The following is a 17,046-nucleotide window of genomic DNA, read 5'->3' on the forward strand; positions in this document are numbered from 1 at the left end:
ATCAGTCGGAGTTACCTGCCGGTAGCCATTCGGCGGCGAATGGCCGACCGGCTGCGCATGATCTGGCCAACTTCCGTCACCGGCCGGCCCGGCAAGTCCGGTAGGCCCGGTGGATCCGGTGGGTCCGGCAGACCTGGTGCACCCGCCGGTACAGCTCCTCCACCGGCTGCGTGCTCCACCGCCGCGTGTGCGGCCTGTGCCCCGTGCCGCCTCGGACGGAACCGCAATCGCATACTGGAGGGGTGGGAAAAGGCAGGCAGGACCCCGTACCACCCCCGCCCGGCGGCATCCTGTGGTCGGTCGCCGGGGACGTGCGCGCGCTGCTCATGCTGCCCGCCGCGCTCACCCTCCAGGTCGCGCACCCGGCCGTCGGCGCGGGCGTCGACCAGCACTCCGTCTTCCGTACGGACCCGTGGGGACGCGGCGAGCGGTCGCTGCGCTCCGTGCAGCTGTGGGTGTACGGGGGAGAGGCGGCCGCCGAGGAAGGCCGCAGGCTCAGGCGGCTCCACAGGACGATCCGGGGCACCGACGCGCACGGCCGCCGCTACCACGCCCTGGACCCCGCCCCCTACTCCTGGGTCCACGCCACCGGCTTCCCGTGCTACCGGCACGCGCTGCGCTACCTCGTCCGGCCGCTGACCGGGGCCGAGGAGCGGCAGCTGTACGCGGAGTGGCTCCGGGTCGGCCGGATCCTCGGCATCGACGACCGGGACATGCCGCAGACCGTCGAGGAGTTCTGGCCGTACTACCGCAGGATGCTGGCCGACGAACTGGAAGCGACCGTGGTGGTGCGCGAGCTGCTCGCCACCGACGCCCGGGTCCCCGCCCCCGACCGGGGCCCGCTGCCGGTACGTCTCGTCCTGCGCGCCCTGTGGCCGGTCCTGCTGCCGCCGCTGGCCCGCTTCAGGGCGTTCCTGACCCTCGGCTACCTGCCGCCGGACGCGCGCCGGGCCCTCGGACTGGAGTGGAGCGACGCGCAGGAGCGCAGGCTGCGCCGGTTCAGCCGCGTCGTACGCACCCTGGTTCCGCTGCTGCCCGAGCGGCTGCGCTATCTGCCCCTGGCGCAGGAGGCCCGGGCGCGGTACCGCGGCGGCGTCGCCGCCCGCAACGGCTGAGAGCGCTCTCGGCCATTCCGCCCGGCCATTCCGCCCGGGCGGGCCGTGGAGCTGCGACGCCGGAGGAACCGGACCGTCACAGCCCCGCGTGCCCCTGTCAGCCGTTCCTGTCGTCACTGTCCTCCCTGTCGTCACCGTCCCCGGCGCCGCCGCTGTCCTCGGCCGTGTTCACGGGAGGAGCCGGCGGCCATGGAACTTCGGCGAGGAGGGGCAGAAGCGACTCTTCCTCGTAGTCGAGGTGTGCGTTCAGCTCCGTCGACATCCGGTCCAGCTCGGAGCGGAAACGCCGGGGGTCGGCGATGCCGATGCCGGACAGCAGGGCCACCAGCTCGCCCTGGAGGCGCGCGACCGTGCGGTGTTCGTCGCTGAGCCGGTCGAAGGTGTCGGCCGAGTGGGGGTGGTAGCGGGCGATTCCGGGGAACAGGTGCGCGTCCTCACTGGTGTGGTGGAACTCCAGGGACTGGCAGAACGCCAGGCAGCGCTGCCGGATCTGCAACCCGAGACCCGGGGCCTGCGGTTCGCCGGGGCCATGGTGGGCCGCGCGTGCGGCGAAGTGGGCGTCGACCTCCGCCCTCACCTGACGCAACTGGCCCCGCAGCCAGGTGTGGACCTCCATGAGCTTGTCGGCCAGGCTCTTGATTTCGACAGGGCCCTCCCAGCCGTCGGGCTCGGCGCGCTCCAGCACCACGACCGGCAGGAGCCGGGTGGTCCGGTCCTGGTACTCGCCGTACCCGGGCGCCACTCGTACGACGTGCTCGAACAGTTCCTCGCGCCGCGTTCCCTCGGCGGGAACCGCGAGGGCCTCGAAGGTACGGGTGCCGGTCTCCACCTGTACCACGGGATGGGCGAGCAGGTTGTGGTACCAGTCGGGATGACGCGGGGCACCGAGGTTGGAACCGACGACCACCAGCGAATCGCCGTGGCGGACGTAGCCGAGGGGAGTGGTGGTCTCCTTCCCCGACTTCGCGCCGGTGGTCGTCAGGAGGAGCAGGTCCTCGCCCGTGAAGGGGCCGCCGACCTTCCCTTCGTTGGCGCGGAATTCCTCGATGACCGATTGATTGAAAGACGTGGGCATACGGTTCTGTGTCTCCGGAGATGCAGAGGGATCCGCAGTGGCTGCGGGAGTGGCCGATGGTGGTGCGCGCAGGGCGGAGCGACCGCGCGGCACGCGACCGCACCGCACCGCATGGCGCGGTGCGGCACGCGTGACGGTGCCGGGAAGCGCGCGGAGTGAAAGACGGAAGGCGACGTGCGGCTGCGCTACGTCATGTACAGGGCGCGGAGTGTGAACTCATGGCGGGCCCCTCGAGTGAAGGGTGTTCGCCCGATCACCGGCCGGCCCACTGCTCTTTGGCCGGAGTCACGCGACACCGGGTCCATTACACGTATCCGGCAGTCGCCTGTCAACGGGGAAGATCACGCACCGGTGCCGCGCCGACCGCCCCCGCCCCACCCGCCCCGTTCCGTCAACAGTTGAACGCGCGGTGACCCACCGCATCCCCAACTGCCGTGCGTGTCACACGTATTGACACTTGCATTTCAGGAGTTTTACGTTCCTTGACATCTGAGAGCGCTCTCGGACGCCCTTCCCCCACGACTTCGAGGTGCCGTCCATGCCAGCCCCCCCGTCCAGATCAGCCCGATCCGCCCGATCCGCGTCCGCGCTGATCCTCGTCTCCGCCCTGACCGCCCTCGGCCTCGGCACCACCGCCGCCCCGGCGGCCGCGGCCACCATCCCCGTCGGGTCGGGCAGTTACTCCGACGTACGCCCCGCCGGAACCTCCGGCCCCACCACCAACACCGGCACACCCGTCACCCCCAAGCTCACCCCGGCCGCGAAGGACAAGCCGCTCCCCACCAACGACTGGTGGTCCTCCCTCGCCTTCCAGCGGTACGGCGACAACCCGCACTCCACGCCCATGTACGGGCACCCGCTCACCTACCAGGCCACCGCCGCCGGCCTCGAAGTCGGCTACCCGACGACTCCCGCCGTCGTCGGTGACGGCCGCCAGTACGAGTACGCCCACAAGCGCGACCTCACGCTCGGCCTGACCGGTCTCAACTCGCCCGACACCAAGGCCGACGACTGGTCCGACTGGACCGTCACCCCCTACTGGTCCGACGGCGCCCGCACCCTGCGCACCACCATCGGCCACGGCCTGCCCTTCGTGTACGCCAAGGGCTCGGGCGCCGGCGCCCAGATCACCACCGCCGCCGCGCCCACCGTCTTCGCCGACCAGGGCAACGTCCTCGGCATCACCGTCTCCGGCCACCACTACGCCCTGTTCGCGCCGACCGGCAGCGACTGGAACATCGCCGGCTCCACCCTCACGGCGGGCCTCGGCGCCAAGGACTACTTCTCGCTCGCCGTGCTGCCCTCCACCGACGCCCTCGCGACGTACAAGAAGTACGCGTACAGCTTCGTCACCGGCTCCAAGGCGAGCTGGAACACCGCCGGCGGCACGGTCAGGGCGACGTACACCCTCACCACCGAGGCGAAGGAGGGCAGCGAGACGGGCACGCTCCAGGCCCTCTACCGCCACCAGTGGCTGCACACCTCCGACCCGCTCACCCCGTACACGTACGTCTCGCCGCGCGGCACGATGAAGGTCCGCGAGGGCGCGTCCTTCACCACCAGCCAGCGGGCCTCCGCCGTACTGCCCGCCCTCCCGCAGTCGAGCGGCGTCGACAGGGCGAGGCTCAGGGGCTATCTGAACGAGGCCGCGAACGCCTCCGACCCGTTCTCGGGCGCCACCGACACGTACTGGACCGGCAAGGCGCTGGGCCGTCTCGCCCAGCTCGTCCCCGTCGCCGACCAGATCGGTGAGACCGCCGTCCGCGACAAGCTCCTCGGCCTGATGAAGGGCCGCCTCCAGGACTGGTTCACGGCCGGCGGCGCGAACGAGTTCTCGTACGACAGGACCTGGAAGACGCTGACCGGCTACCCGGCGTCGTACGGCAGCGACACCGAGCTCAACGACCACCACTTCCACTACAGCTACTACGTCTACGCGGCCGCGATCGTCGCCCAGTACGACCCGGCCTGGGCCGCCGACTCCGCCTGGGGCGGCATGGTCAAGACGCTGGTGCGGGACGCCGCCAACCCCAGCCGCACGGACTCCGCCTTCCCCTTCCTGCGCGGCTTCGACGTGTACGCGGGCCACAGCTGGGCCTCCGGCCACCAGGGCTTCGCCGCCGGCAACAACCAGGAGTCGTCCTCCGAGTCCACCAACCTCAGCGCCGGCCTGGTCCTGTGGGGCGCGGCGACCGGCGACACGGGCCTGCGCGACCTCGGCACGTACCTGCTGACCACCGAGTCCGAGGCGATCGCGCAGTACTGGTTCGACGCCGACGAGCAGGTCTTCCCGTCCTCCTTCGGCCACGACACGGTCGGCATGGTGTGGGGGAGCGGCGGGGCGTACGCCACCTGGTGGACGGCCAACCCGGAGGAGATCCACGGCATCAACGTCCTCCCGGTGACCGGCGGTTCACTGCACCTGGGCGGTGAGAAGACCGCCGTCCGGCGCAACCTCGCCGAGATGGAACGCCGGAACGGGGGCCCGGCCGTCGAATGGCGCGACATCCTCTGGGAGTTCCAGTCGCTGGCCGACCCGGCCGCCGCCAAGGCCAAGTGGGACGCGGGCCACGCCTCCTACACCCCCGAACAGGGCGAGTCCAAGGCGCACACCTACCACTGGATCAACACCCTCGACGCGCTCGGCGCCCCCGACGCGACCGTGAACGGTGACATCCCGACCTCCGCCGTCTTCACCAAGGGCACGGTACGGACGTACGCCGCCCACAACCACTCCGCCACCACCCGCACCGTGACCTTCTCGGACGGCGTCAGACTCACCGTCCCCGCCCGCTCGACCGCGACCGGCACCGGAGGCACCGACCCCGGCCCGGACCCCGAACCGCCCACCGGCAACACCTTCCAGCTGCGCACCGGCGGCGCCCTCACCACCGCCACCGGCACCACCGCCACCACCGACACCATCGCCTCGGCGGGCGGCGCCAACCACGACGGCACCCCGCACCAGCCACTGACGTACACGGTCAAGGGGGTCAACGGCACGCTCAAGCCCGGTACGCCGACGGCCTTCCGCCTCCAGGTCGACGCGGGCACGACGGTCGGCCTCGGCCAGCAGGCGCGCGTCAGCTACGACCTGACCGGCGACGGCACGTACGACCGGACGGAGACGTACCGGTACTTCGCGACCGACCCGGTGACCGGCTGGGAGGAGTACACCCAGGCCCGCGGCCTCGTCTCGGCCACCGGCACGCCCGGTGACCTCAGGGGCGGCACTATACGTCTCGAAGTGTGGAGCGCCATCGGGAACGGCACGGCGAAACTGCGGACCGGCACGGCGGATTCGGTCCTGGTGATTCCTTTCCAGTGACCGGCCCGCATCCCACACACGGCGGGCCCCGGCCGCTCAGGCCGAGGCCCGCCGCACCAGTTCGGTCGGCATGATCACCGAGGCCGGAGCACCCGCTTCCCGCCCGTCGCGCCCGCTCAGGACGCGCATCAGCAGCCTGACCATCAGCCGGCCCATTCCCTCGATGTCCTGGCGGACCGTCGTCAGCGGGGGATCGGCCGCCTCGGCGACGCCCGCCACATCGTCGAACCCGACGAGCGCGACATCCTCCGGCACCCGCCGCCCCCGCTCCCGCAGGACCCGCAGCGCGCCCGCGGCCATCAGGTCGTTGGCGGCGAAGACGGCGTCCAGGTCCGGCCGCCGGTCCAGCAGTTCCGCCATCGCGCGAGCACCACTGTCCACGGTGAAGCCGCCCTGGACGGTCAGGGCCGGATCGGCGTCGAAGAGCACGTCGCGGTAGCCGTCGGCGCGGTCGGCGGCGGAGGTCTGGTCGCGGGGTCCCGCGATGTGCGCGATGCGCTCCCGCCCCAGGCCGGCGAGATGGCGTACGGCGCTGCGGGCGCCGCCCCGGTTGTCGCAGTCGACGTACGGCACCGCCGCCCCGGAGCCGGAGCCGGAGCCGGGCCGTCCGCCGAAGACCGCCGGGACCCTGGAGTCGCGGATGAGGGCCGGCAGTCCGTCGTCGTGGTGCAGCGAGAAGGCGAGTGCGCCGTCGACGTGGCCGCCCCCGAGGTAGCGGGCGATCCGGTCGTGGTCGCCGGGCCCCTCCACCCACAACAGCACCAACTGGGAGTCGTTCGCCGTCAGTTCCCTGCTGATCCCGCGCACCTGCTGTTCGAAGAAGGGATCGGAGAAGACCCGGAACTCGGGCTCGGCGATGATCACGGCGACCGCGCCGCTCTGCCGCGTGACGAGGGACCTGGCCGCCTGGTTCGGGACGTACCCCAACTCCTCGACCGCTTCCCGCACCTTGTCGGCCAGCGGCTGCCGCACGCCCGCGCCGCCGTTGACGACCCGGGAGGCCGTGGCCCGGGAGACTCCGGCGCGGGCCGCGACGGCTTCCAGCGTGGGGCGGGAACCGGCGGGCTGCTCGGGCAAGGCGGGCGCTCCTCGGCGAGTCGGAGGGGGAAATGCTTCCGGGAGGGAGCGTATCCGCCGTCACACCCCCGCGAGAGCCCTTGAGAGCGCTTTCAGCCCCACATTCGAAGTCTTCGGAGATTGCGAAGACTTCGTGGACACCGCCGGTCAGCGGTGTCCGTGCTCGTGGACCGTGTTCGTCGCGGCGATCTTCTTCCACGACTCGGGCCGCGCGGGCACACCGCCTCCACCGGTGTCCGAGCGTGCGATACGGGATTCGGCCGCGGCCGGGGCGCCCGGCTTCGACGGCTCGTACAGCCAGGTGTCGAAGAGTGCGCCGAGCGGCTCGCCCGACACCTTCTCGGCGTACTTCACGAAGTCGCCCACGCTCGCGTTCCCGTGCGCGAACGCGGCCGGCCAGCCCTTCAGGATCCTGAAGAAGTCCTCGTCGCCGACCTCGTTGCGCAACGCCTGCACGGCGAGCGCGCCCCGGTCGTACACGGCGATGTGGAACTGGTCGTCCGGGCCCGGGTCGCCCGGCTCGACCGTCCAGAAGGGGTCGTCGGCCGCACGCGTTTCGTAGACGTAGTCGGCGAGCTCCTGCGCCGTGCCCTCGCCCTCCTTCTCGGACCACAGCCACTGGCTGTAGCGGGCGAAGCCCTCGTTGATCCAGATGTCCTTCCAACCCTTGACGGCGACGCTGTCGCCGTACCACTGGTGGGCCAGCTCGTGGACGACGACCGAGACGTTCGCTCCGTCGGCGAACTGCCGCGGGCTGTAGAACGGCCGCGTCTGCGTCTCCAGCGCGTAACCACTCGCCACGTTCGGGACGTAACCGCCGAGCGCGTCGAAGGGGTACGGGCCGAAGACCCCGGCCAGGTACTCGGCGACCTCGGTGGTCCGCTCGATGCTCGCGCGCGCCGCTCCGGCGTTGTCGCCGAGGTCCTTGCTGTACGCGTTGAGCACCGGCAGGCCGTCCGCCGTCCTGTCGGTCGTGATGTCGAACCTGCCGACCGCGAGCGTGGCGAGATAACTGGCCTGCGGCTTGTTCGAGCGCCAGTGGTAGCGGGTCCACCCGAGCTTCGAGCTCTGCGACTGGAGCACGCCGTTGCTGATGGCCTGGGTGCCGTCCGGCACCGCGACGGAGACGTCGTACGTCGCCTTGTCCAGCGGGTGGTCGTTGCTCGGGAACCACCAGACGGCCGAGTCGGGCTCCTGGGCGGCGACGCCGCCGTCCGGGGTGCGGTGCCAGGCGGTGTAGCCGCCGACCTTCAGCGCGGACGGCTTTCCGGCGTACCGGACGACGACCGAGGCGGCCCGGCCCTTCTCCAGCGGGGCGGCGGGGGTGACGACGAGTTCCTGGTCCCCCTCCTTCGCGAACCTCGCCCTCTTCCCGTCGACCCGCACCTCGCTCACGCCCAGACCGAAGTCCAGATTGAAGCGCGAGAGGTTCTGCGTGGTGGTGGCGAGGATCGTCGCCGTGCCCTCCAGCAGATCCGTTCTGGGCTGGTATTTAAGGCGGAGGTCGTAATGCGACACGTCGTACCCGCCGTTGCCGCTGGCCGGGTAGTAGGGGTCGCCGATGCCCGGGGCGCCCGGCGAGAAGTCCGCGGCCGATGCCGGGATCGCCAGCAGGAGTGAGGCCGTCAGCACGCCGGGGGTGAGGAGTCTGCGGTGCACGGATGCTCCAAATGGTCGGTCCGAACGATCGTCTGAAGACTATTCAGCGCCTGTGCCACCAGCCATGTCCACGGTCACTGCTGTCACAGGACTGACATCCGGCCGTCACGCTGCTCACCACTGTGCGTCGCCGCCCCCTTTTGCGCAGCAGTTGACCGGGGTACCTTCCGGCCCATGCCGATACCTGCGCGGAGACCCCACGTGAAGTGGCGAAGGTTCGTACCGGCGGCCGCGGCCGCCCTGATGGCGGTCGTGCTGACCCCGACGGGCGCCCAGTCCGCGGCGGCCGGCCCCAAGGAGAGCAGACCCGTCCACTCCTACGCCGACGCGATCCGCGAAGCCGTATGGGTGGACACCAGGCTCGACGCCGACGGGGACGGGAAGACCGACCGGGTCGCCGTCGACATCGTCCGTCCCCGGGAACCCGCCCGGCAGGGCCGGAAAGTACCCGTCATCATGGACGCCAGCCCGTACTACTCCTGCTGCGGCCGCGGCAACGAGAGCCAGAAGAAGACGTACGACGCGAACGGCGACCCCGTCCGGTTCCCCCTCTACTACGACAACTACTTCGTTCCCCGCGGCTACGCCTTCGTCGCCGTCGACCTCGCCGGAACCAACCGCTCCGACGGCTGTGTCGACGTGGGCGGCCGCTCCGACGTCCAGTCGGCCAAGGCGGTCGTCGACTGGCTGAACGGCCGCGGCAAGGCGTACACCAGCCGCACCGGCGGCGAGCGCGCCAAGGCGGGCTGGTCCACCGGCAACACCGGCATGATCGGCAAGAGCTACGACGGCACCGTCGCCAACGGCGTCGCGGCGACCGGCGTCGAGGGCCTCAAGACCATCGTCCCGATCGGCGCGATCTCCTCCTGGTACGACTACTACTTCGCCCAGGGCGCCCCGCTCTACGACAGCGGTCCCGACTGGCTCTCCGACTACGTCGAGAGCCCCGAAGCCCGCGCCCGCTGCCAGGCCGTCCAGCAGCGCCTCGTCGACGAAGCCCCGCGCAACGGCGACTTCACCCGCCTGTGGGCCGAGCGCGACTACGTACCGGACGCGGACAAGGTCAGGGCCAGTGTCTTCGTCGTACACGGCATGCAGGACCTCAACGTCCGCGCCAAGCACTTCGGCCAGTGGTGGGACGCCCTCGCCGACGCCGGGGTGGACCGCAAGATCTGGCTCTCCCAGACCGGCCACGTCGACCCCTTCGACTTCCGCCGCGGGCACTGGGTGAAGACCCTGCACCGCTGGTTCGACCACGAACTCCTCGGCTACGACAACGGCATCGACCGCGAGCCGATGGCCGACATCGAGCGTGCCCCCGACCGGTGGACCACCGACAAGGTCTGGCCGCCCCGCTCCGCCGGGGCCACCGCCCTGCGCCCCGGCAAGGGCTCCGCACCCGGCGTCGGCACCCTCTCCCTGAAGCCCGCCGCCCCCGGCGCCACCGAGACCTTCACCGACGACCCCAAGCTCGGCGAGAGCGACTGGGCCGCGCGGATCGACACCTCGACCCCCTCCAAGGCCGGTTTCACCACCAAGCCCCTCACCCGCGCCCTGCGCCTGTCCGGCTCCTCCGAGGTGACCGTCACCGCCACGCCCTCCACCTCCACCGCGCACCTCTCCGCGGTCCTCGTGGACCTCGGCCCCGACACGATCCGCGACTACACCGCGGCCGGCGAAGGCATCACCACCCTCACCGACCGCACCTGCTGGGGCCCGAGCACCACCGGTGACAGCTCCTGCTTCAAGGAGACCAAGGCCCGTACCGCGAACGTCGACCACACCGTCTTCAGCCGGGGCTGGGCCGACCTCGGCACGTACGCCGACGCCGACCGCGGCCGTCCGCTCACGCCGGGCAAGCGGTACACGATCACCCTCGACCTCCACGCGAGCGACCACGTCGTCCCCGCCGGACACCGTCTCGCGCTGATCGTCGGCGGCACCGACGCGGGCCTCATCGACCCGCCCTCCACCACCCCCACCCTCCGCCTCGACCTGTCCCGTACGAGCGCCGAGCTCCCCGTGGTCGGCGGCGCCAAGGAGTTCGCCACCGCCACCGCCGGCTCCTCCTACGCCACCCCGTCGGGCGCCCGCCTCGACGGCGTGGCCGAGCCGCGCTCCGCCCGCCCGATCCCGGGAGGCACCCCCTGATGCGCCCACCTGTCCGCGCACTCGCGCTCTGCGCCACCGCGGCGGCCCTCGCCGCCCCCGCCGTCCTCACGGCGCCCGCCCAGGCGGCGTCGGCTCCGCCCCGTACCGGCTTCGAGGTGTCCAACGGCGCGCGCTGGACCACCCAGCCCGAGGAGCAGGCCCTGCTGGCCGCCGTCGACCGGGGCAGCGCGCGCGTCACACTGTCCGGCATCGGCACCACGAAGCAGGGCCGCCCGCTCCAACTCGTACGCATCGCGGACCAGCGGCGCACCGAGAACACCGTGCTGCTGATCTGCTCCCAGCACGGCGACGAACCGTCAGGACGCGAAGCCTGCCTGACCACCGTCCGGGACCTCGCGTACGCCAAGGACAAGAAGACCCTCGACTTCCTCGCCCGCACCACGGTCCTCGTCGTCCCCACCGCCAACCCCGACGGCCGCGCCGCCGACACCCGGGGCAACTCCGACCGTGTCGACGTCAACCGTGACCACATCGCCCTCAGGACCGCCGAGGGGCGGGCGATGGCCGCCGTCGTCCGCGACCACCGCCCCGACGTCGTCTACGACCTGCACGAGTACGGCGCCACCCCGCCGTACTACGACAAGGACCTGCTCGCCCTCTGGCCCCGCAACCTCAACACGGCCGGCCGGGTGCACGCCGAAGCGCGCACCCTCTCCGAGTCGTACGTGCGTCCCGGCGCCGAGGACGCCGGATTCAGCAGCGGCGTCTACGGCATCTGGACCGACCCGGTGACGGGCGAGCCCGTCAAGCAGGTGGCGGGCGACGGCCAGGAGCGCATCCTGCGCAACACGGCGGGCATCAAGCACTCGGTGGGCCTCCTGGTGGAGACCCGCGTCGACCCCCTCACCGAAGCGGAGAAGAAGGACCCCGCCCTCAACAACAGGCGCCGTGTCGGCACCCAACTGGCGGCTCTGGAGAGCGCGTTCACCTATGCGCACGAGCGGCGCGGCCGCATCGGGGCAGCCACCGCCCAGGCGCGCCGCGCGGGCTTCGCAGACCGGGGCCCCGTCCGCCTCGGCGGCGCCGACAACGACCCGGCCGAGCCCGCCGAGACCATCCAGGACCCGCCCTGCGGCTACCACCTCTCCGCGGCGCAGTACGCGGACGTGGGGGACGAGCTGGCCCTGCACGGTGTGGCGTCCCGCCGGGGCGCCGAGGGGGCGTACGTACCCCTCCGCCAGTCCCGGCGAGCCCTGGCCGTCCTTCTGCTCGACGAGCGTGCGGCCTACCGCCTCACCGCCGGGCGGCCCGACACCACCTGCTGAAAGGCTGTGACGTGCGACACATGTGGTAGGGGGTACGGGAGAGCGAAATCAGGCTCCGTGAATCCCTGAAAGGTGCCGCTTGTGTCGCACGAACAGAAACCGGCTCAACGGCTGCGGCTGCCCGTCAGGGCGGCTCTCCCGGGCCGCCACCCGCACGAGGACGAGACGCCCCGGACCGACCGGGTGGTGTTCGGTGTGACGGCGGTTCTCACCCTCGCCTTCGTGGTCTGGGGTTCCGTCTTCACCAAGACGCTGGAGGCCGTCTCCGACAAGATGCTGAGCGGCCTGATGCACCACGGCGGCTGGGCCTTCGTCCTGGCCGCCTCGGGGTTCGTCGTCTTCGCTCTCTGGCTCGCCATCAGCCGCTACGGCAGGATCCCGCTCGGCCAGGAGCACGAGGGGCCCGAATTCCGTACGGTCTCCTGGGTCGCGATGATGTTCAGCGCGGGCATGGGCATCGGCCTGATGTTCTACGGCGTCAGCGAGCCGCTCGCGCACTACACCAGCCCGCCGCCCGGCACCGTCCCCGCCGACTCGGCGGACGCCATGCAGACGGCCCTGGCGACCACCCTGTTCCACTGGACCCTCCACCCCTGGGCGATCTACGCGGTGGTCGGGCTCGCCATCGCGTACAGCACTTTCCGGCGCCGCAGGCGGCAGACCATCAGCGCCGTCTTCGAGCCGCTGATCGGCAAGAAGCGTGCCGACGGCACCCCCGGCCGGGTGATCGACATCCTCGCCATCTTCGCGACCCTCTTCGGCTCCGCGACCTCCCTCGGCCTGGGCACCCTGCAGATCGGCAGCGGATTCGGCGAACTGGGCTGGATGGAGCAGGCCGGCACCGGACTCCTGATCTCCATCATCGGAGTGCTCACCGTCGCCTTCGTCTTCTCGGCCGTCTCCGGTGTCGAGAAGGGCATCCAGTGGCTGTCCAACACCAACATGGTCCTCGCCGTGGTCCTCGCGGCCTTCGTCTTCGTCGCGGGCCCGACCATCCTCGTCCTCGACCTCCTCCCCACCTCCCTCGCCTCCTACGTCGACGAGATCCCCCAGCTCGCCGGCCGGACCGAGGCGGCGACCGGCGGCGGCGACGTCGCCGACTGGCTGAGCAGCTGGACGGTCTTCTACTGGGCCTGGTGGATCTCCTGGACGCCGTTCGTCGGCATGTTCATCGCCCGCATCAGCCGCGGCCGTACGATCCGTCAGTTCGTGGGCGGCGTCATCCTCGTCCCCAGCACCGTCAGCCTGGTCTGGTTCGCCATCTTCGGCGGTACGGCGATGCAGCTCCAGGAGCGGGGACAGCTCGGGGACGAGGCCACACCCGAGGGCCGGCTCTTCGCCGTACTCCAGGAGTTCCCCGTCGCCGGCGTGATGAGTCTGCTCGTCATGGTCCTGGTGGCCATCTTCTTCATCTCCGGGGCCGACGCCGCCTCGATCGTGATGGGCACGCTCTCCCAGCGGGGCACCTTCGAACCGGCCCGGCTCGTCGTCGTCTTCTGGGGCGTGGTGACCGGAGCGGTGGCGGCCGTGATGCTGCTGGTCGGCCACGGCAAGGGCAACGCGCTCGCCGGACTCCAGAACCTCACCATCCTCGTCGCGGCCCCCTTCGTGCTGGTCATGGTGGGCATGTGCCTGTCCCTCATGCGCGACCTGCGCCAGGACCCGCTGATCGTCCGCGGTGAGATCGCCGAGGAGGCGGTGGAGAGCGCCGTGATCGCGGGCCACGAGAAGTACGCCGGCGAGTTCGAGATCCGCATCGGCCCGGGCCCCGAGGCCGGTGACGGCCCCCGGACCGGTACGGACGACCGGGACGACCGCAGCAACCACCCCTGACCGGCAGGACGCGCCCGCCCCCGCGCCGCATGCCACGGCGGCGGGAGGGGACGCGCGGGGACGCTCCCCGCGGGGCGTCGAACGCGTGGCGCGCACGAAGGGAGCCGTACGGACAGCCCCGACGACCCACTGACACCCGCACCGCGCCGTGCCCGCACCCGCATCACCCCCCTCCCGCCGCCGCCCGCCGGCCCGCTCCGGATGCTCGGTAGGATCAGAGCCCTGATGACTGCCACTCTCGTCGCCAAAGACCTCGCCGCCGGCCACGGCGACCGCTCGCTCTTCTCCGGGCTCGACCTCGTCGTCGCGCCCGGCGACGTGATCGGTCTCGTCGGTGTGAACGGCGCGGGCAAGTCCACGCTGCTGCGCCTGCTCGCCGGGCTCGACACCCCGGAACAGGGCGAGCTGCGGCTCTCGCCGCCCACCGCCACCGTCGGACACCTCCCGCAGGAGCCCGAGCGCCGCGAGGACGAGACGGTACGGGACTTCCTCGCCCGGCGCACCGGAGTGGCCGCTGCCCAGCGCGCCCTCGACGAGGCCACCCAGGCGCTCGTCGACGAGACCCCGGGCGCGGACGACGCGTACTCGGACAGCCTGGAGCGCTGGCTCGACCTCGGCGGCGCCGACCTGGACGAGCGCGCGGAGGAGGTGGCGGCGGCCCTGGGCCTGGCGATCGGCCTCGACCACCCCATGACCGCCCTCTCCGGCGGCCAGGCGGCCCGCGCGGGCCTCGCCTCCCTCCTCCTCTCCCGCTACGACGTCTTCCTCCTCGACGAGCCCACGAACGACCTGGACCTGGACGGCCTGGAGCGCCTCGAACGCTTCGTCTCCGGCCTGCGCGCCGGAACGGTCGTCATCAGCCACGACCGCGAGTTCCTCACCCGCACGGTCACCAAGGTCCTGGAGCTGGACCTCGCCCAGCAGCAGATCAAGCTCTACGGCGGCGGCTACGCGGCCTACCTGGAGGAGCGCGAGAGGGCGCGCCGCCACGCCCGCGAGGACTTCGACGAGTACGCCGACAAGAAGGCCGCCCTCGAGGGCCGCGCCCAGATGCAGCGCGGCTGGATGGACAAGGGCGTCAAGAACGCCCGCCGCAAGGCCACCGACAGCGACAAGCTCGGCCGCAACCTCCGCAGCGAGGCGAGCGAGAAGCAGGCCGCCAAGGCACGCCAGACGCAGCGCATGATCGAGCGCCTCGACGTCGTCGAGGAGCCCCGCAAGGAGTGGGAACTGCGCATGGAGATCGCGGCGGCCCCGCGCTCCGGCGCGGTCGTCGCGACCCTGCGCGACGCGACGGTCCGGCGCGGCGACTTCTCCTTCGGCCCGGCGTCGCTCCAGATCGACTGGGCCGACCGCGTCGCGATCACCGGAGCCAACGGCGCCGGCAAGTCCACGCTGCTCGCCGCCCTCCTCGGCCGCCTCCCGCTGGACGAGGGGTACGCCGCGCTCGGCCCGGGTGTCGTCGTCGGTGAGGTCGACCAGGCCCGCGGTCTGTTCTACGGGTCCGAGTCCCTGCTCGAAGCCTTCTGCGCGGCCGTTCCCGACACGGAACCGGCGGAGGTGCGCACCCTCCTGGCCAAGTTCGGCCTGCGCGCCGAGCACGTCCTGCGCCCCGCCACCACGCTCTCCCCGGGCGAACGCACCCGCGCCGCGCTCGCCCTGCTCCAGGGCAGGGGCGTCAACCTCCTCGTCCTCGACGAGCCGACGAACCACCTCGACCTGACCGCGATCGAGCAGCTGGAGTCCGCTCTCGCCTCGTACGAGGGCACGCTGCTGCTGGTCACCCACGACCGCCGGATGCTGGACGCGGTCAGCACGACACGGCGTATCGAGGTCGCGGACGGCAGGGTCACCGAGGTCTGACGTCGCTCCCCGTCCCGGGAGGGTCCGTGCGGGCTCCGGGTTGAGGCTTCACCCCATCGGCGTAGCGTGGAAACAGGCCGGTCCTGTGGCAGACGAGCGGGAGAGCTCCCTGGCAAGGACGCCGTACCCGGTCGCGCCGCCGCGCCTCCACTCCGCTGCCCCAAGGCGCCGCGCCTTCCGAGCGAAGCTGCGGGACAAGGGAACGAGGAGCGAGGGTCATGGGCAACGACTCGACCGACCAGTTGCGCGAACGGGTGCGCGGGGCGGTCATCACCCCCGAGGACGAGGGGTACGACGAGGCACGCACGGTCTACAACGCCATGATCGACAGACGGCCGGCCGCCGTCGTGCGCTGCGCCAACGCGGGCGACGCCATGGCCGCGGTCGACTTCGCACGGGAGAACGAGCTCGACCTGGCGGTGCGGGGCGGCGGGCACAGCGTGCCCGGCTTCGGCACCTGCGACGGCGGGGTGGTGGCCGACCTGTCCCGGATGCGCGGCGTCCGCGTCGACCCCGCGCGGCGGACGGCGCGCGCGGAGGGCGGAGCCACCTGGGGCGACTTCAACGCGGCGGCACACGCTTTCGGTCTGGCCACGACCGGCGGGATCATCTCCACCACCGGCGTCGGAGGGCTCACCCTCGGCGGCGGTATCGGGCACCTGGCCCGCGGACTCGGCCTGAGCTGCGACAACCTGGTCTCGGCCGATGTGGTGACCGCGGACGGCCGACTGCTCGTCGTGAGCGAGAAGGAGCACGACGACCTCTTCTGGGCCCTGCGCGGCGGCGGCGGCAACTTCGGCGCGGTGACCTCCTTCGAGTTCCGCCTCGCTCCCGTCGGGGACATCTACGGCGGGCCGATCCTCTACGAACTGGAGGACGCCGCCACCGTCCTGAGAGGCTTCCGCGAACTCATCGCCGAAGCGCCCGAGGAACTCGGGGTGTTCCCGGCCTTCCAGATCGCCCCGCCGCTCCCGTTCATCCCGGAGAACCGGCACGGGGACACCTTCATCCTGCTCGTGACATGCTGGGCCGGGCCGCTCGACGAGGGAGAGCGCGCCCTCCAGCCGTTCCACGACCTGGCCCCGGTGGTCGCCGAGCACGTCGGGCCCCTGCCGTACCCGGCACTCAACAGCGCCTTCGACGCACTGGTGCCGCCCGGCCTCCAGCACTACTGGAAGGCCAACTTCGTGACCGAGCTCAGCGACGCCGCGATCGAAGCGCATCTGGAGCACGGGCCACGGGTGCCCGCCGTGAACTCGACGGTCCACATCTATCCCGTCAACGGTGCCTGCCACCGCGTGGCGCCGGACGAAACGGCCTTCGCCTACCGGGACGCCTCGTTCGCCACCGTCGTCGCCGGGATGTGGCCCGACCCCGCCGACAACGAGGCCAACACCGCCTGGGTGCGCGACTACTACCGGGCCACCGCGCCGCACTCGGAGGAGGGCGGATACGTCAACTTCATGGCCGGGGACGACCAGGGCCGGATCAGGGCCAACTACCGGGGCAACTACGACCGCCTCGTCGAGGTCAAGAAGGCGTACGACCCGGGAAACCTGTTCCACCTGAACCAGAACATCACGCCGTAACCCGCGCGTACGCACCCGGGCCGCCGGCCCCGGTGGTCCCGTACGACACCGGGTACCACCGGAGCCGGCC

Annotated in this window: 10 protein-coding genes; 7 read left to right on the forward strand and 3 right to left on the reverse strand. The window is 71.7% G+C overall.

The window, feature by feature from the left end:
- The first annotated feature begins 242 nt into the window (after positions 1–242).
- Positions 243–1,115 (forward strand): oxygenase MpaB family protein, encoded by an 873-nt coding sequence (locus ABD374_RS28160; RefSeq protein ID WP_344498804.1) that lies wholly within the window; start codon positions 243–245, stop codon positions 1,113–1,115.
- A gap of 97 nt (positions 1,116–1,212) precedes the next feature.
- Here ABD374_RS28160 and ABD374_RS28165 read toward each other — a convergent pair whose 3' ends face one another.
- Complete coding sequence (locus ABD374_RS28165; protein WP_344498806.1) at positions 1,213–2,190, reverse strand: nitroreductase/quinone reductase family protein; 978 nt, start codon at positions 2,188–2,190, stop codon at positions 1,213–1,215.
- A gap of 538 nt (positions 2,191–2,728) precedes the next feature.
- Here ABD374_RS28165 and ABD374_RS28170 point away from each other — a divergent pair.
- Positions 2,729–5,518 (forward strand): glycosyl hydrolase, encoded by a 2,790-nt coding sequence (locus ABD374_RS28170; protein ID WP_344498808.1) that lies wholly within the window; start codon positions 2,729–2,731, stop codon positions 5,516–5,518.
- Positions 5,519–5,554: 36 nt separating this feature from the next.
- Here ABD374_RS28170 and ABD374_RS28175 read toward each other — a convergent pair whose 3' ends face one another.
- Together ABD374_RS28175 and ABD374_RS28180 are read right to left on the reverse strand one after the other, a co-directional pair.
- The gene (locus ABD374_RS28175; protein WP_344498810.1) at positions 5,555–6,595 is read right to left on the reverse strand and encodes a LacI family DNA-binding transcriptional regulator; all 1,041 of its coding nucleotides are present in this window, start codon (positions 6,593–6,595) and stop codon (positions 5,555–5,557) included.
- A gap of 147 nt (positions 6,596–6,742) precedes the next feature.
- Positions 6,743–8,254 carry a M1 family metallopeptidase gene (locus ABD374_RS28180; RefSeq protein ID WP_344498812.1) on the reverse strand — a complete coding sequence of 504 codons (1,512 nt, stop codon included), beginning with the start codon at positions 8,252–8,254 and terminating at the stop codon, positions 6,743–6,745.
- A 174-nt stretch (positions 8,255–8,428) separates the two neighbouring features.
- On the opposite strand from ABD374_RS28180, the gene ABD374_RS28185 reads away from it, so the two are divergent.
- The 5 genes from ABD374_RS28185 to ABD374_RS28205 all read left to right on the forward strand — a co-directional run bounded on the left by ABD374_RS28185 (position 8,429) and on the right by ABD374_RS28205 (position 16,976).
- Entirely contained in the window at positions 8,429–10,405 is a 1,977-nt protein-coding gene (locus ABD374_RS28185; RefSeq protein ID WP_344498814.1) for a Xaa-Pro dipeptidyl-peptidase, read from the forward strand.
- Positions 10,405–11,691, forward strand: a complete 1,287-nt coding sequence (locus ABD374_RS28190) for a M14 family metallopeptidase (protein ID WP_344498816.1) — start codon at positions 10,405–10,407, stop codon at positions 11,689–11,691. Before ABD374_RS28185 ends, ABD374_RS28190 begins: the two co-directional genes overlap by 1 nt.
- Positions 11,692–11,808: 117 nt before the next feature.
- Complete coding sequence (locus ABD374_RS28195; RefSeq protein WP_344498863.1) at positions 11,809–13,524, forward strand: BCCT family transporter; 1,716 nt, start codon at positions 11,809–11,811, stop codon at positions 13,522–13,524.
- Between the two features lie 225 nt (positions 13,525–13,749).
- The gene (locus tag ABD374_RS28200; protein ID WP_344498818.1) at positions 13,750–15,387 is read left to right on the forward strand and encodes an ABC-F family ATP-binding cassette domain-containing protein; all 1,638 of its coding nucleotides are present in this window, start codon (positions 13,750–13,752) and stop codon (positions 15,385–15,387) included.
- Between the two features lie 218 nt (positions 15,388–15,605).
- Complete coding sequence (locus ABD374_RS28205) at positions 15,606–16,976, forward strand: FAD-binding oxidoreductase (RefSeq protein ID WP_344498819.1); 1,371 nt, start codon at positions 15,606–15,608, stop codon at positions 16,974–16,976.
- Positions 16,977–17,046: the final 70 nt, after the last annotated feature.

The sequence above is a fragment of the Streptomyces enissocaesilis genome, from assembly GCF_039533765.1.
GTDB classification, from domain to species: Bacteria; Actinomycetota; Actinomycetes; order Streptomycetales; family Streptomycetaceae; genus Streptomyces; species Streptomyces enissocaesilis.

Bases quoted from the DNA above. Each gene is read 5' to 3' on its own strand.
- ABD374_RS28190 (WP_344498816.1), top strand. From the start codon at position 10,405: ATGCGCCCACCTGTCCGCGCACTCGCGCTCTGCGCCACCGCGGCGGCC.
- ABD374_RS28165 (WP_344498806.1), bottom strand. From the start codon at position 2,190: ATGCCCACGTCTTTCAATCAATCGGTCATCGAGGAATTCCGCGCCAAC.
- ABD374_RS28170 (WP_344498808.1), top strand. From the start codon at position 2,729: ATGCCAGCCCCCCCGTCCAGATCAGCCCGATCCGCCCGATCCGCGTCC.
- ABD374_RS28205 (WP_344498819.1), top strand. From the start codon at position 15,606: ATGGGCAACGACTCGACCGACCAGTTGCGCGAACGGGTGCGCGGGGCG.
- ABD374_RS28185 (WP_344498814.1), top strand. From the start codon at position 8,429: ATGCCGATACCTGCGCGGAGACCCCACGTGAAGTGGCGAAGGTTCGTA.
- ABD374_RS28200 (WP_344498818.1), top strand. From the start codon at position 13,750: ATGACTGCCACTCTCGTCGCCAAAGACCTCGCCGCCGGCCACGGCGAC.